The following is a 16,652-nucleotide window of genomic DNA, read 5'->3' on the forward strand; positions in this document are numbered from 1 at the left end:
TGAAGTTTGCAGCATGCTGAGTAGTGGCTTAGGCTATACGCAGTCTTGCTGTTTCACCCACGCCATTCTTCACGGTAAGGAGCTCAAACGATGTCAACTTCTGCGTTGCAGCGCATACACATTCCGATCACCGGCCTGACTTGCGCCGGTTGTGTGCGCCGTGCGACTTCGGCGCTGACTAGCGTTAATGGGGTCAGTGAGGTGAGCGTCAATTTAGCCACTGCTAGTGCGGAATTTAGCCTCACCGATAACACGCTATTACCGACAGTGACCAGTGCTTTGCTACAAGCCGGTTATCCTACCCGACTCGAACAGATCGAACTGCACATTGCTAATATGCACTGCGCCTCCTGTGTCAGTAAAATTGAAAAAAGTGTGTTAGCGCTGCCCGGTGTGCTTAAGGCCACGGTCAATTTCGCCTCAAACACGCTAGAGTTGACGCGTATTGCTGGGCTGGCGGGTGATCACGCAGTACTTAAGGCGATTGCTGCTGCGGGTTATCAAGGCAAGGTGCAAAGTGCAGAGAATACCGATCTCGTGCAAGAGCAGCAACAAGCACAACAACGCTTAAGCCGACAATTCTGGTTAGCGCTGCTGCTAAGTTTACCGGTGTTTGTGTTAGAAATGGGCAGCCATCTGTTACCGGAGTTAGCGCAGTGGCTGCAACAGGTTCTACCCGCCCCTTATAACGGCCTGCTGCAATTTGTGTTAACCAGCGTGGTGCTACTTGGCCCGGGGCGTCACTTCTTTACAACGGGGCTCCCCAACTTATGGCGACGGTCGCCAGATATGAACTCGTTAGTCGCGCTGGGTACCTTAGCGGCGTGGAGCTATTCTAGCATCGTGTTATTCCTGCCCTCACTGCTGCTTGTTGGCAGTCAGCATCTGTACTTTGAATCGGCGGTGGTCATTGTAACGTTAATCTTGCTTGGCCGCTGGTTAGAGGGGCGTGCGCGTGGACAGACGGGGGCAGCTATTCAGCGTTTACTTGGGCTACAAGTGAAAACCGTACGGATAAAAAGAGATGATGACTTTCAGGATCTCCCTATTAATGAATTGCAAACGCAGATGCAATTTCTGGTGCGGCCGGGAGAGCGGATTGCGGCTGATGCCGAGGTCGTGTCCGGTGAGTCTTGGGTTGACGAAGCCATGTTAAGTGGTGAGCCTATGCCTGTTGCCAAAGCGGCTGGTGCCAAGGTGACGGCCGGTACCGTTAATGGTGAGCAAGGCAGTTTACTCTGCCGCGCTACCGCCGTAGGTGAGCAAACGGTATTGGCGCAAATTGTGCGCTTAGTGCAACAGGCACAAAGTAGTCGGTTACCCATTCAAGCTTTGGTGGATAAGGTGACGGCCGTGTTTGTACCGGTGGTCCTGGCAATTGCTTTATTAACAGCGCTGCTCTGGCTTTGGTTGGGTAGCGAAGACGCCGTCAGTTTTGCGTTGGTAAATGCCGTAGCGGTGCTGATTATTGCCTGCCCTTGTGCCATGGGACTGGCCACGCCAGTCTCCATTATGGTGGGTACTGGGCGCGCAGCGGAGCTAGGGATCTTATTTCGGCAAGGTGATGCGTTGCAGCAATTACAACAAATTAAGCTGGTGGCCTTTGATAAAACCGGCACCTTAACCGCCGGTAAAATGCAATTGACAGACGTACACTGCGCCGATGGCGTTACTAAAGAACACGTGTTGGCGTTGGTCGCAGGCGTGGAGCAACATGCGGAACATCCGCTGGCACAGGCCTTATTAGCGGCCGCTAAGCACGCTGAGGTTAAGCCGCTTGCCGCGACCGAGTTTAAGGCGTTAACCGGGTTTGGCGTTAGCGCACAGGTGGATGCACAGCCCGTGTTATTGGGCAGTGCCGCCTTGTTGGCGCAGCAGCAGATCAGTGTGGCAGCTTTTGATGCACAGGCAAAAAACTGTCGTGCTGCCGGTAAAACCGTAATTTATTTAACCCATGCTGGAAAATTACTGGCGTTACTGGCCATCGCCGATCAATTGCGCGCAGACAGTAAAGATGCGGTTCGGCAACTACAACAAGCCGGTTTGCGGGTGGTAATGGTCAGTGGTGATAATCAGTACACCGCCAATGCGGTGGCCGCCGAGCTAGGTATTACCGATGTGAGAGCGCAAGTGCTACCGGCCGATAAACAAGCGGTAGTGCAAGCGTTGCAACGTGAGTTTGGCAAAGTGGCGTTTGTGGGCGATGGCATTAACGATGCCCCCGCGCTAGCCGCAGCCGATGTCGGCATTGCCATTGGTAGCGGCACCGATATTGCGATTGACGCTGCCGATGTGGTGTTACAACGCAGTGAAGTGATGGCGGTGTATCGGGCGTTAGGTTTAAGCCGCGCAGTGATGCGTAATATTAAACAAAACTTATTTTGGGCCTTTGCGTATAACATCGTACTGATCCCGGTTGCAGCGGGGGTATTGTACCCCGTCGCCGGTATCTTATTGGCGCCCGGTTTAGCCGCAGCCGCCATGGCCATGTCTAGCGTGTTTGTACTGACCAATGCGTTGCGCTTGCGGCAATTTCGCTAGTTTTTGACAGCAGTCGCTGGTCAGCGTATCTTTACCGTGCGCCTATAGCCCTATTAATAGACAGGAACATTAATGTTAAGCACCTTGGTTAAACGCCAAAAACTCTGGACTGTGCCGCTGCTCGTCAGCTTGGCCTTTTCCTGGTGCTTAATGCTGTGTCAAAATGTGGCACAGGCCGCCACGGTAACTTCAGCTGCCATAGAGCAAACCACACCGCCTTGTCATAGCGCAGCCAACCGTGACGATGCAGCAGAAATGCCGCTGTCATCAAGTCAACCACTAGCAAGTCAACAACACTGCTCAGGTTGCGATAATCAAGCTGCCAGCGCAGAGCCAGTGCAGCTGGCTTTTTCGGCAATATTTATTACTTGGCAAAAGTTGTCAGCCGTCGAGTTTTTATCTACGGCTATCCCAGTCAGTCAATTACATACGCCCCCGCCAAAACGACGGTTGCCGTTGTATTTATCGAACAATCAATTACGTATTTAACCCTTTTCTGAGTCGCTTTTTTGCTGATGCTTGCATCGGCTCCAGCTATTTTCAGTAAGGGTTTTTATTATGTTGCCATCTTCTTCACTTGCGTCATTATTGTTTTCCGTCAGGATGCCTTTGTTGGTTATGTCTTTATGCTTCTTGCCGCTGTCGGCCATGGCGCAGCAACAAGCTGATCCGCATGCCGGGCATGCGCATAGTCAAATGCAGTCAAAGGTTGCCGATCCTTTAGCGGCTTTACAGCCAGACAGTCAGGTGTATACCTGCTCGATGCATCCGCAAATTCGTTTAACTGATGCTAATGCGCGTTGCCCCATTTGTGGTATGGCGTTAATCCCGGTGCCGCAAGAAAATATGGTAAAAGATGAAGCCGCTAATGCGGCAGTGCTGCGGCTAAGCCCGCGTGCCGCCGCCTTACTGCAAACACAGGTGCAACCGGTACGCCTTAGTACAGCAACTGCAAAGCTTAACTTGCCGGGCACCTTGGCGGCTGATGAAAGTCGTATTCAAACTATCAGTGCCTGGAGCAGTGGGCGTATTGAACAAGCCTATGTGAATCGCACTGCGCAAACGGTAACCGCTGGCGAGCCGATGCTGGAAATCTTCAGCCCGGATCTTATCGTCATCCAGCAAGAATTGTTGCAAGCCAAGCAACTGAGTGCTGACCGTGGCAGTTTGCCGGCCGGTACGACGCTAGATAGCGCACGCCGTCGTTTACGTTTGTTAGGTGTACCTGCCACGCAAATTGAACAGATCCTGCAGCGTGAACAGTTACAAGATACCGTCACCATCAGTGCGCCAGTTAGTGGCATTATTACTGAAAAATGGGTCAATCAAGGTGCCTATGTCAGTGCCGGTCAACCGCTATTTACGGTGTTGGCACTGGACCAATTATGGTTAGAATTAGAAGTGTTTGAGCAGCAACTTGGCTTGCTGCGGGTTGGACAGGCGCTGGAGGTGCAATTGCCGGCTTTTGCGGGCGAGACGTTCAGTGCCAGCATTGAGCTGATTGAGCCGGTGTTAGATGCGAGCAGTCGCACTGCGCGCATCCGGGCGGTGATGCCGAACCCCACTGGGCGTTTAAGGCCGGGCATGTTAGCCCATGCTCGCGCGCAATTGCCGGTCGCGGAAAGTTTGTTAATTCCCGCCAGTGCCGTGTTGTTTACGGGTAACCAGTCATTGGTGTATGTGCAAACCGATGCCGAGCAACCGCATTATAATCCTCGTCGCATTACCCTAGGGCAGCGCATAGGTGAGCAATATCAGGTATTAGCGGGGCTAGAGCAAGGTGAGTTAGTCGTGACACAAGGGGCGTTTCGCTTAGACAGCGAGCTGCAAATTCGCGGTTTAGCCAGTATGCTGAACCCCACCGCCTCGGGGCGAGCCCCGATGTTACACCAACACGGTTCGAGCAGTAGTTCAAGCACCAGTGCAAGTAATAGTAAAAGTAATAGTACAAGCCATGCAGATCATAGCATGCTGGACAGCCAAGAGCGCGCCGCAGCGGTAACACCGGTTAAACCAAGCTCGGGTTTTGTGTTAAGTGATGAGCAACAAGCGCCGTTATTGGCCGCTTATCAGCAGCTCTATCTCGGTTTAATTAGTGACGATCTTAGCGCATGGCGCCAAGGCACGCTGGCAATGCAACAAGCGGTCGCGGGCATTGCGTGGCCGGATCGTTTTCCGGGGCTATTAATGGCACTTAAGGCCGGTGAGGGCGAGCTAGATCAAGTAACGGATCTGCAGAGTGCTCGCGCCTTATTCTATCGGCATAATATCGGTTTATTACGTTTTGCCGAGCTAGGGGTATTAGCCAAAGGTTGGTATGAAGCCTATTGCCCGATGGCGCGCGATGGTGAGGGTGCCAGCTGGTTGCAGCCTACCGATCAGTTACGTAACCCTTATTTCGGTGCGATGATGCTCGGTTGTGGCGACTTGGTCCGTCAATTTGGCGGGGAGGCATAAGCATGACTGCACAAATCGGCGGCTTTGGCCGTGTGCTGGCCGTGCTGATGCGGCAAAAATTAGTGGTGATGCTGTTGGCATCGCTGTTGTTAGTGGCGGGTATGGGTGTGGCGCCTTTTGCCTGGCAACACGGTATACCACTTAAACCCATTACGGTGGATGCCATCCCTAATTTGGGTGAAAACCAACAGATCGTTTTTGCGGATTGGGCTGGGCGTTCGCCACAAGATGTCGAAGATCAACTCACTTACCCGCTCAGTGCTGCGTTGATGGGCGTGCCAGGGGTGAAGGATGTGCGTTCACTGTCGATGTTCGGTTTTAGCAGTATTGCGCTGATTTTCGACGAAGATATCGAGTTTTATTGGGCGCGTTCGCGCATTTTAGAGAAACTGGCTAGTCTACCTGAAGATACGTTACCTAGTGGTGTGCAGCCCGCCTTAGGCCCTGATGCCACCGGTTTAGGGCAGGTGTTCTGGTACACCTTAGAAGGACAAGACCCGCAGGGAAAAACCACCGGTGGCTGGACCTTGGCTGAGCTGCGTTCAGTGCAGGATTGGTATTTACGCAGCGGCTTGTTAACCGCTGAAGGTATCAGCGAAGTCGCGGCCATTGGTGGTTATCAGCGCGAATATCAAATAGAAGTCGATGCCAATTTACTGCGTTTGTATCAAGTCAGTTTAGAGCAAGTCACGGCGGCGGTGATGGCATCGAATCTGGACGTGAGTGCGGGCAGTCGCGAAATCAATGGTGTTGAGTACCTGATCCGCGGTCAGGGCTTTATTAAAAACCTCGCCGATATTGAACAAGCGGTGGTGCGACTGGGGCCGAATAATACGCCCATTCGGGTGCAAGACGTGGCTAGCGTGAATGTCGGCCCTGCTGCCCGGCGCGGTGCTTTGGATGTGGCCGGAGCCGAAGCGGTAGGCGCCGTCGTGACGGTGCGTGAAGGCTATAACCCACGACAAGCGATTACTAACTTACGCCAGCGCATGCAAGAGTTAGTGCCAGGCATGCCGGCCAAAGCGGTGATTGACTGGGCAAAGATTAGTCAGGTTGAAGTTGAACGCTTTGCCAGCGCCCAATCACTGCCAGATTATCAACAGCAGCCTAACGCCTGGCGCGACTGGCTACGCGCGCAACCGCAAGCTGATTGGCCCACTTGGCTAACGCTAAGTCAGGTCAGCATAGTGCCGTTTTATGATCGTTCGTTATTAATTGATGAAACCGTCGGCACGTTAGAAAGCGCCCTCAGTTTGCAATTATTGTTAACCACGATTGTGGTACTGGCTCTGCTGTGGCAAGTGCGGGCCGCCTTGGCGATCAGTTTATTATTACCGGCCACGGTACTCTGTACCTTTTTGCTGATGCGGCTGTTTCAGGTAGAAGCCAATATCGTGGCGTTGGCCGGTATCGCCATCGCTATCGGCACTATTGTGGATTTAGGCATCATTTTTACGGAGAACCTGCTTAGACAACGGCAAGATCAACCTGCTTTGTCTTTGCAACACGCCATCATGCAAGCAGGTCAAGAAGTGGGCCCCGCTATCCTTACTGCTATTAGCACCACCATCATCAGCTTTTTACCGGTGTTTGCCATGACGGGCGCCGAAGGCAAATTGTTTGGGCCTTTGGCCTACACCAAAACCTTTGTGTTACTTTGTGCCGTGTTGCTGGCGGTCACCTTATTACCGGTGTTGCTGTATTTGTTGTTCGCGCCTAATACGCAAGGTTTACGCAGCCTGTTACAAGGTTTGGTTCAGCGCATACCTGCGCCTTTATTGGCATGGACGGCTTTCTTACCCAGCGGCTTATTACCGCGTTTAAAGCATGTGCTGGTGATCATCCTGCTTGTTACGGCCTTGGTGTTGCTTTCGCAATTGTGGTTACCGTTAGGCCCTGCCGCCGGTTTTTGGCATAACTTACTGTTGGTCAGTACGCTGTTACTGCTGATTTTAGGCGGCTTTTGGTTGTTTCAGCGCGCCTACTTGCCGTTATTAGCGCTGTGTTTACGTTTTAAAGCACTGTTTATCGTTTTACCACTGTTGGTGGTGCTAACGGGGTTAAGTGTCTGGCTGGGTGCGGATCGCGTGATCCCGGGTGTACAAGCCGACAGCGCGTTAGCCAAACGCTTTCCGGGCTTGGGACGTGAGTTTATGCCGGCACTGGATGAAGGCGCTTTTCTGTTTATGCCCTCGTTAATGCCGCATACTTCAATCAGTGAAGCCTTAGCCGTGCTGCAACAGCAAGACAAAGCCATTGCCGGCATTCCCGAAGTTAAATCGGTAGTGGGCAAAATAGGTCGAGCCGATACCGCCTTAGATCCCGCGCCACTGGGCATGATTGAAACGCAGATCCAGTATCACAGTGAATATCGCACTGATGCGCAAGGACGTCGGCAATTTTTCCGCTTTGATAGTAGCAGCCAGCAATTTACCCGTGATACTAATGGCGAGTTGATTGCTGATGCGCGTGGCCGACCTTATCGGCAATGGCGTGAGCATATAACGTCGCCAGAGGATATTTGGCAAGAAATTGTGCAAGCGGCGCAACTGCCAGGTGTGACTTCTGCACCGAAACTACAGCCGATTGAAACGCGCTTACTGATGTTACAAACCGGTATGCGGGCGGCGATGGGCATTAAATTGCAAGGGCCAGATTTGGCGACATTAGAGCAAATGGCGCTGCAATTTGAAGCCATACTACGCCAAGCTCCAGGCATAGTACCGTTAACGGTGAATGCCGAACGGGTGGTCGGCCAGCCTTATTTAAGTATTGTGCCGGATCGGCAAGCGATTGCCCGACATGGCTTGTCGATGCAACAGGTGCAGCAAAGTATTAGCACGGCGCTGGGTGGCATGGAAGCGGGGCTCACGGTAGAAGGGCGCGAACGTTACCCGATCCGCGTGCGTTATCAGCGTGAGCAACGCGATACCGTGGAGGCGATTAACGAGGTGCTGATTAGCACGCCAGCGGGCTATCAAGTGCCACTCAGTCAGCTGGCCGAACTGCGCTATGAGCGCGGCCCACAAATGATCCGCTCTGAGAACAGCTTTCTCACGGCCTATATTACCTTTGGCGCCCATCCCGGTTTAGCTGAAGTAGACGCCGTGGCGCAGGTCGAAGCGCATTTGATGCAATTGCTAAACAAGGGCGAATTAACGTTGCCCGCCGGTGTCAGTTATCAGTTTGCTGGCAGTTACCAGCAACAACAAAGTGCGGCAGCCACGTTAATGTGGCTGGTGCCCTTAGCGCTGATATTGATTTTTATGTTGCTGTATCTGCAGTTCCAACAAGTTAGTACGGCCTTGATGATTTTTAGCAGCATTGCCATTGCTTGGGCCGGTGGCTTTATTGCCTTAGATGCCTTTGCCCAGCCCGATTTTCTTAATGTTAGCTGGTTTGGTGCCAATTTACGTGAGCTGTTTAACCTGCAAGCCTATAACCTAAGTATCGCCGTGTGGGTCGGCTTTTTAGCGTTATTTGGTATCGCGGTTGATGACGGCATCGTAATGGCGACCTATTTAAAGCAGCAATTTGCCGAACATCAACCCCGCTCGCAAGCGGCGGTACGCGAATTGGTATTAGCCGCGGCCGCCAAGCGCATCGGCCCTTGCTTAATGACGTCTGCCACAACCATCTTAGCGTTATTACCGGTGCTCAGTGCCAGTGGCCGCGGCGCCGATTTAATGATCCCCATGGCCGTGCCCACCGTCGGCGGCATGTTTTTTGTGCTACTGAGTATCTTTTTAATTCCGGTACTCTACTCAGCACGCGAGGAGTGGCGCTTAGCCATGAAGTAGTATGAGAAAAAGCGAGAAAGGGCGCAGTTAGCGCCCTTTTTAATCTGTAGAGAGGTAGGCATTTATCTGCCGTAACTTAGCGGGTGCTGGGTTACGGCTATTGCTAACTTATAGATGATAACTAATATGCTGATGAAAACGCACAGTGAGATCGTCCCGCTCGGGTTGCAGTGCTAAGCTTTTGGCAAAGCGATGTAACGCCGCTTCTACCTGGTTCATAAAGCGGCCATAGCCCATATCGGTTTGATCGGCTGGCGTGGCGAAGATCACTAATTGCATCATTTCAACCAGTTTATCGCCTTGCAAATCGCTGATCAGTTGACCTGCTTGCGCGCTCGGATCAAAACCAATCATCTGCAACTCTGTACCATGGCTGCTTTTATCAAATTGACTATTGCGCACCAAGGGTAACAAACCATTAGCCAGCACGGCTAAATGTTTGAATTGCTCGGGCTGACAGGCGCTGACAAAGCTATCACTGACTTTTTGATACAGCGGCAGATATGGCGCATCACTCTGTAAATTCAATGCGACTTGCTCTTTTAAGCGCCGGCTTAACGGTAAGTTGACGATGACATAGGTAAGCGCATTATGTTCTGGCAGTTCACATTGCCGTGCTTTATAGCGCGCTCCAATTGAGCGCAATTTGTAGCCGTAACTTTCTTTCTGGCCTTTGGCCTTGGCAAACAAATCATAAGTAAGATGCTGATGGTCACGCACTTTTACTTTTGTCTCAGTCATTTTTAAGTTAGCCAGCAGTTGTTGTAGCACTGTCGTGACTTTTTGGTGGAACGTTGCAGCGTTGGCGCGTAATGGCTGGTCGGTGGCTAAAAATAATAAAGAAATTTTTCGTGCTCGGATGCTGGCATCATAAAAGCTATGCTGTGCTTCGTGATAGCTTGGGTTATAGAAAAATAAAATTTGTTCAGTGGTTTGTAATACGTAAGCTTCCTGATGGAAGCGCACCACCGGCGTTTTACCATTCGCAATCAGATGCACGTTGTGTAACTGCGCCGCATCCGCCAGTTCAAAAAACTGCTGTGACAATTGCTGATAAAGCTGTTCAAACGGTTTTGCTGGGTTGCTAGCAGGAAAGGCCGCGAGTAGTTCGTCTGTTAACGCAAATTCAGCTAAGAGATATTGGTTATCTCGGGCTTCAGCTGGTAAATAAACTTTGTGTTGCGAGCTTACAGGCATAGGTGTTTCCTCAGGTGTATAAATTAGCGGCAATTTTACCAGAAATACAATGTTAATATAGAAATGTTTAATGTAATTATTTTAGACTTGTTAAGGTTAAATTCAGCTTAATTTAAAGTATCTATGAAGGCTCCACAATTTACTCGATATCCATCTATCTTGGCCGTATTTTGCCTTGTTTAGCGGTGCGTGTTTCTATTGAGCTTTGCACTAATATCAATATCTGCGAAATGGCTTTGTATTTATGCTTTACAGCACGTTAAAGCTTATGTGATGTGGCAAGCCGCAGATGCGCTTTTCAACGGTTGAAAGCTCATCTGCATGAAGTGAGCAGGTTTTGCTGCTCCCCTAAACTAGAACCTAAATGGTTTACACCTTTAATTTGGCTAGCGTTCGTTGATCAGCATGATAGGAGCGCACTGTTTTAGTTCAGCATCAATTTAGCTTAACTGACGCCAGCGCCAACTATCACGTAGCACTTCCCATGCCGGAAATAACGCTAGCACAACTAAACTTATCGTTATTGAACGTTCAACTTGCGCCGAGCTAAGCATGCCAAGCAAAGGCTGTTCGGTTATTTGCAAAAAAGGCGACATCATTGCCAAATACAGAATTACCAAGGTAAACAAAGCGTTGATGATAATATTCGCCTGCAATAGCGCTTTCTGCCAAATACGCTGCTTTAATTGCCATAGGCTATTGCAGATACCCGCGAGCAACAAAGGTGTACACCACAGTAGCAATGTTTTTACCTCGTTGCTGAGCAATACGCTAGGGGTTTCTGCTGGCGCCACAACTTGCCACAGTGGGTAAAATATGACCACCAGTAAAAATAAATAACTCGCCAAATCAGTAAAAATATCTTGTAGTGCAATCGTCTGCCAGCTAAAGCCCGCGCTAGGTAAATTTTCCGGCTGCCAGTTTTGCCAGCAGTGCTGCTCTGGTTCAGGGGTTTGTTTGGAAATGACAAAATAACCTAGGGTAATGGCAGTAAAAGCAAAGCAAGCATCATCAATCCATCCTGCCGCGATACTGAACACTAAGCTAATCAAACCGACATCAGCGTAGGATAACCAGCCAAAAGTGCTCTTGACCACTTGGATCAAAAACAAGATCCCGAGTACTAGCGTTAAGGTATAGCGATAAATGGGCATATAACTGGCGTTAATAAATGGCTGCTCGGGTACAAACTGTCTAGCAACTTGTCGTGGATGGCCCATTTGCTTTAACAGCTGGCTGACATCTGCGTCGCTTAAGGCACCTTGCGCTGCCGTTAACGCATCCAGTTCATCCATAATATTGGCCTGCAACTCTCTCGCAATTTCTTCGCGTTTCGCCGCCGGTAGCTCGCGCTGCACCGCAGCAATATATCGAGTGACTAAGTCCATGACTATTTTTCCTTCTCAGTAACCAATAAGTTAGCTAGTGCGCCATTGAGGTTTTGCCACTCTTGCGTTAGCTGTTGTAACAACGTTGCACCCAAGGCAGACAACTTGTAATAACGTCGTTCCCGTCCCTCTGCTTGCTGCCATTCGCTCTCTAGTAGACCTTGCTCAGCTAGCCGCCGGATCAACGGATATAAGGTGCCTTCATCAATGTCGATGCCGCCTTGCTGTAACTGTTGCCGCAGTGAATAGCCATAGTGCGCCTGTTTTAGTGAAGCTAATACTGCCAACACCAGCACGCCACGGCGTAACTCTAGGCGCATTTTATCGCGTTGTGCCAAGGTCATCTGCTTGCTCCTTCTGTTGATGTCGGCGATACTGTACGGCGCATACTGTGTAGCGCACAGTTAAGATACTAGGTGACGCACAGTAAGATTGCAAGTGATTTTATTTTTATACTTTGCTTAATAAGCGCAGCCATTGCGTAACGCTATAATCGGCCATTATTGAGTTTGTGTAAGGGTATTTGCGGGTTTGTTGGCGACTGAAATAGACATAATACAAAACAATAAAGGCGCTTTACGCGCCCTTATGGTTTTTTGCCTGGGTCAAAACCTACGCTAGTAAGATAAACCCAAAGAACGCTGCAATGGCGGCCATTAACGCATAAGGGAACTGCGTTAGTGCGTGGCTCATCAAATTACAGCCTGAGCCTTGTGCGGCCAGTACGGTAGAGTCACTGTAGAAACAGGCTTGGCTACCGAACGAGCTGGCTGAAAGCAGAGCGCCGATCACCAGTGGGATATTCGCCTCGACTGTCATCGCTAATGGCATAACGATAGGGATTGATACCGCGAAAATGCCCCAGCTTGAACCGGTTACAAAAGCTAACACCGCCATCGCGACGAACACTAAGGCAGGCAGCATTTGTGCTGTCATGTAGGGGGCTAAATTCTCAATCACATACAGCGGTAAGCCCAGTTGATCGCAAACATCTTTAAAGGTAAAGGCAGCGATAACGGTACAAATAGCCGGTAGCATGGTTTTAAAACCATGCATCATTAACTCCATCATATCCACAAACGGCATTAAACGCTGCGCCATGTACATCGGAATGGTGATAATAAAAGTTAGAATGAGCGCGGGCCAAATTTCCGCTTCAAACCAAATGGTAAAACCAATCAGCATTAACATCGGTAATAAGAAGTTCATCAACTTGCCGTCGTTCTTATCGGCATGATCAAATTCTTCTTCTAACGATGCCACGGCAAAACCCGTATGTGGCTGGCCGGTAGCCGTGGCGTGATTAGCCACACTGCTAGCGAGTGCTTCGGCACTGACCACGCTGTTCAACGGGGCATCCACTGCTTGCATCGCGGCTAATTCGGCTTTTTTCATTGGACCAATCAACGGCACTATACCCAAGATAACCAGCGGCACCATGATTAGCGCCAACCAAGCATAAATCATGTAAGGAATGGCCGCGATATAGGTTTTAATGCCATTCGGATCGCTGGCCGGCGCAATATCGTTAGCAACTAATAAGCCACCGAAGAAAATAGCCCAAGTTGAAATCGGCACTAACACACACATGGGTGCGGCAGTAGAATCGACCACATAGGCCAGCATTTCGCGTGACACTTTATATTTATCGGTTAACCGTTTCATGGTTTCACCGACCGTCAGGGCATTTAGGTAATCATCAATAAAAATAATTAAACCTAATAGGTAGGTCATGAACAGGGACGGTTTACGCCCTTTTGCATATTGCTGCGCCATGCGGCCAAAGGCAAAGGCCCCACCGGTATGCACCAACAGCGCAATTAACGCACCAAAGCCACCGCAAACTAAAATGAGCCAACCGATGGTTTCATCTTGCATCACGCGAACAGAGGTTTCGCCTAAATTAAATAGCGCGTCGAGTGGTGAGCCAATTAATAATAGACCTGACGCAGCACCTAGCACCAGCGCCAAAATGGGGCGCTTTAACCAGATGGCAAAGGCTAGAACAACAAGAGGTGGGATTAAACTTATCGCACTTGGCGCAATGGCGGCCGCTTCGACCGCCGCTGCAACAGGCTCGGCCAAACTCCCTAAGGTATCTTCTGCTGACATATTTTTATTCTCGTATAAAAGTCCGGCTTACCGGCAAAAAAGGTATTGAACCGTTGCAGCAGAATGGACAACTCAACGGAGCGATAGTCACAGTGCGAGCAGTAGCTGTGGCTTGAAAAACTTACCGTAAAAGCTTTCTTACCTGAGCACGCTAATTGTGTTTGTTTAGGATACAAACAAACCTGTGCATGATAACAAAAACTCGCGCTTGTACAATTACCAGCGCTAACAAAAAAATACCCACGGCCAGTTACTGGCCGTGGGTATTGCTTAACATGTTAACTGTGTTGCTTAAATCGCAGCGATCTCGGCTTGTTGCAGCTGTAACTTGGCAACAGCTTGCTCTAGCTCAGCTTGTTTGGCGCGCTCTTTTGCTAAAACCGCCTCTGGTGCTTTGGCAACAAAGCCTTCGTTGTTTAGCTTGCCGGCAACACGAGACAGCTCTTGCTCGGTTTTTTCCAGCTGCTTAGCAATTCGGCCTAATTCGGCTTCTTTATCAATTAAACCGGCCATCGGGATCAGCAGATCCATATTACCAATTAACTGTGCGGCGCTGGCAGGCGCTTTTTGCTCAGGCGCTAACAACTCCAGGCTTTCCAGTTTTGCCATCACTAATAGGAAGTTACGGTTCTGTTCAATACGGCGCTGTTCTTCGGTGGAGATGTTGCGTAATAAAACCGTTAAGGGCTTATTCGGCGAAATGTTCATTTCACCACGCACGTTACGGATAGCGGTGATCACGGCTTTTAGCCATTCCAGATCGGCTTGTGCTGTTTCATCGACTAAGTCAGCCTGATATTCAGGGTAAGCGGCCAGCATAATGCTGTCGCTTTGAATATTGGCCAACGGTTTAACCGATTGCCAGATGCTTTCGGTGATGAACGGCATGATCGGGTGCATTAAACGCAGTAAACTTTCGAGCACCGTGATCAAGGTGTGGCGCGTACCACGCTGTTCCGCTTCATTACCTTTAAATAAAATCGGCTTAGTCAGTTCTAAATACCAGTCACAGAACTGATTCCAAGTAAATTCATACAAGGCCGTAGCGGCTAAGTCAAAGCGGTAGGTATCAAAGTAATGCCGCACTTGTTTCACCGTTTGTTGATACTGCGCCAAGATCCATTTGTCGGCCAGCGACAGGGTTTTCTCTGCAGTGCCGAAACCGCAATCTTGCTCTTCGGTATTCATCAACACATAACGGCTGGCGTTCCACAATTTATTGCAGAAGTTACGGTAACCTTCTAAGCGCTTCATATCCCAGTTAATATCACGACCGGTTGAGGCTAACGTGGCTAAGGTAAAGCGCACAGCATCGGTGCCGCTGCTGGGGATGCCTTCAGGGAATTGTTTCGTGGTGCGATCAGCAATTTTCTTCGCTAATTGCGGTTGCATCATATTTCTGGTGCGCTTGGCCAATAAATCTTCCAGGCTAATACCGTCAATCATATCTAATGGATCGATAACGTTGCCTTTGGATTTCGACATTTTATCGCCGCTTTCATCGCGGATCAGGCCGGTAACATAGACCGTTTTAAACGGTACTTGCGGTTGGCCTTGTTCATCTTTGATAAAGTGCATGGTCATCATGATCATGCGTGCTACCCAGAAGAAAATAATGTCAAAACCGGTTACCAACACATCGGTCGGATGAAAGGTTTTTAAATCATCGGTTTGCTCTGGCCAGCCAAGCGTAGAGAAGGTCCACAACGCGGAGCTAAACCAGGTATCTAATACATCGTTATCTTGTTGTAGTGCTATGCTGTCAGCCAGTTGATATTTAGCGCGAACTTCGGCTTCGTTACGGCCAACATAGACTTTACCGTCGGCGTCGTACCAAGCGGGAATACGATGGCCCCACCAGAGTTGGCGCGAGATACACCAATCTTGAATATCGCGCATCCAGCTGTAATACATGTTTTCATATTGTTTTGGTACAAACTGAATTTGACCGCTTTCTACCGCTTCTACTGCGGTTTTCGCCAGCGGTGCAGCGCGCACATACCATTGATCGGTCAGCATCGGCTCAATCACCACGCCGCTACGATCGCCGTAGGGCAGGGTATTGTTATGTTCTTCCACCTTTTCCAGCAAACCCGCAGCATCAAAAGCCGCAACAATGGCTTTACGTGCGGCATAACGTTCTAGCTGCTGAAACTCGGCAGGAATAGGCGCGCTGAGCGCCGGATTAACTTCACCATTAGTGAAAAAACATTCACCTTCGCTGCGGATCATGGCATCGAGAGTCAGAATGTTGATCATCGGCAATTGATGACGTTTACCTACTTCATAGTCGTTGAAGTCATGTGCTGGGGTAATTTTGACGCAACCCGTGCCTTTTTCCATATCGGCATGGTCGTCGGCTACAATTGGGATGCGACGATTAACTAAAGGCAACAGGATCTCTTTGCCGATCAGCGCTTGATAACGTGGATCGTCTGGGTTTACTGCAACACCGGTATCGCCCAACATGGTTTCCGGGCGTGTGGTGGCCACCACTAAATAAGTTTTGCCTTCAGCGGTCATGGCGCCGTCGGCTAACGGATAGCGCAGGTGCCACATTTGGCCTTTCTGATCTTTGTTTTCAACTTCTAAATCAGAGATAGCCGTGTGCAGTTTCGGATCCCAGTTCACTAAGCGCTTACCACGGTAGATCAGATCATCTTCGTATAAACGCACAAACACTTCTTGCACGGCATTGGATAAACCGGCATCCATGGTAAAACGTTCACGATCCCAGTCTACCGAGTTGCCTAAACGGCGCATTTGCGAGGTGATGGTGCCACCTGATTCGGCTTTCCACTCCCAGATTTTTTCAATAAATTTGTCACGGCCAAGCTCATGGCGGCCTGGCAAACCTTCTGCGGCTAATTTACGTTCAACCACCATTTGTGTGGCGATACCGGCGTGATCACTGCCCACTTGCCACAAGGCATTTTTACCTTGCATGCGTTGGTAACGTGTTAGCGCATCCATAATGGTTTGCTGGAAGGCATGTCCCATATGCAGGCTACCGGTAACGTTTGGTGGCGGGATCATGATGCAATAGTTATTACCTGCACGGTCATCACCGTTCGGTTTAAAATAGCCTTTGCTTTCCCAGGCCTGATACATGGCCTGTTCTATTTCGCTTGGATTGAAGGTTTTTTCCATCAGAGAT

General features: G+C 49.9%; 9 protein-coding genes. 4 read left to right on the forward strand and 5 right to left on the reverse strand.

Annotated features, from left to right (window positions below):
• The first annotated feature begins 90 nt into the window (after nt 1-90).
• The 4 genes from JAO78_RS12810 (at nt 91) to JAO78_RS12825 (ending at nt 8,798) form a co-directional block, all read left to right on the forward strand.
• Entirely contained in the window at nt 91-2,541 is a 2,451-nt protein-coding gene (locus JAO78_RS12810; protein WP_226751756.1) for a heavy metal translocating P-type ATPase, read from the forward strand.
• A 72-nt stretch (nt 2,542-2,613) separates the two neighbouring features.
• Nucleotides 2,614-3,030 carry a hypothetical protein gene (locus tag JAO78_RS12815; protein WP_226751757.1) on the forward strand — a complete coding sequence of 139 codons (417 nt, stop codon included), beginning with the start codon at nt 2,614-2,616 and terminating at the stop codon, nt 3,028-3,030.
• 129 nt (nt 3,031-3,159) lie between these two features.
• On the forward strand, nt 3,160-4,998 hold the full coding sequence (locus JAO78_RS12820) for an efflux RND transporter periplasmic adaptor subunit (RefSeq protein ID WP_226751786.1): 1,839 nt from the start codon (nt 3,160-3,162) through the stop codon (nt 4,996-4,998).
• Between the two features lie 2 nt (nt 4,999-5,000).
• Nucleotides 5,001-8,798 (forward strand): efflux RND transporter permease subunit, encoded by a 3,798-nt coding sequence (locus tag JAO78_RS12825; protein ID WP_226751758.1) that lies wholly within the window; start codon nt 5,001-5,003, stop codon nt 8,796-8,798.
• Between the two features lie 108 nt (nt 8,799-8,906).
• Here the strand turns inward: JAO78_RS12825 and JAO78_RS12830 are convergent, their stop codons facing one another.
• From JAO78_RS12830 to JAO78_RS12850, 5 genes are all read right to left on the reverse strand, one after another.
• Entirely contained in the window at nt 8,907-9,995 is a 1,089-nt protein-coding gene (locus JAO78_RS12830) for a DUF3083 family protein (RefSeq protein ID WP_226751759.1), read from the reverse strand.
• 440 nt (nt 9,996-10,435) lie between these two features.
• Nucleotides 10,436-11,383, reverse strand: coding sequence for an HAAS signaling domain-containing protein (locus tag JAO78_RS12835; RefSeq protein WP_226751760.1), 948 nt, complete (start codon nt 11,381-11,383; stop codon nt 10,436-10,438).
• Between the two features lie 2 nt (nt 11,384-11,385).
• Nucleotides 11,386-11,727 (reverse strand): PadR family transcriptional regulator, encoded by a 342-nt coding sequence (locus tag JAO78_RS12840; protein ID WP_226751761.1) that lies wholly within the window; start codon nt 11,725-11,727, stop codon nt 11,386-11,388.
• Between the two features lie 268 nt (nt 11,728-11,995).
• Nucleotides 11,996-13,495 (reverse strand): Na+/H+ antiporter NhaC family protein, encoded by a 1,500-nt coding sequence (locus JAO78_RS12845; RefSeq protein ID WP_226751762.1) that lies wholly within the window; start codon nt 13,493-13,495, stop codon nt 11,996-11,998.
• A gap of 291 nt (nt 13,496-13,786) precedes the next feature.
• Nucleotides 13,787-16,645: a valine--tRNA ligase gene (locus tag JAO78_RS12850; RefSeq protein WP_226751763.1), complete on the reverse strand. Its 2,859-nt coding sequence runs from the start codon at nt 16,643-16,645 to the stop codon at nt 13,787-13,789.
• Nucleotides 16,646-16,652: the final 7 nt, after the last annotated feature.

The organism is Alishewanella maricola (assembly GCF_016343785.1).
GTDB classification, from domain to species: domain Bacteria; phylum Pseudomonadota; class Gammaproteobacteria; order Enterobacterales; family Alteromonadaceae; genus Alishewanella; species Alishewanella maricola.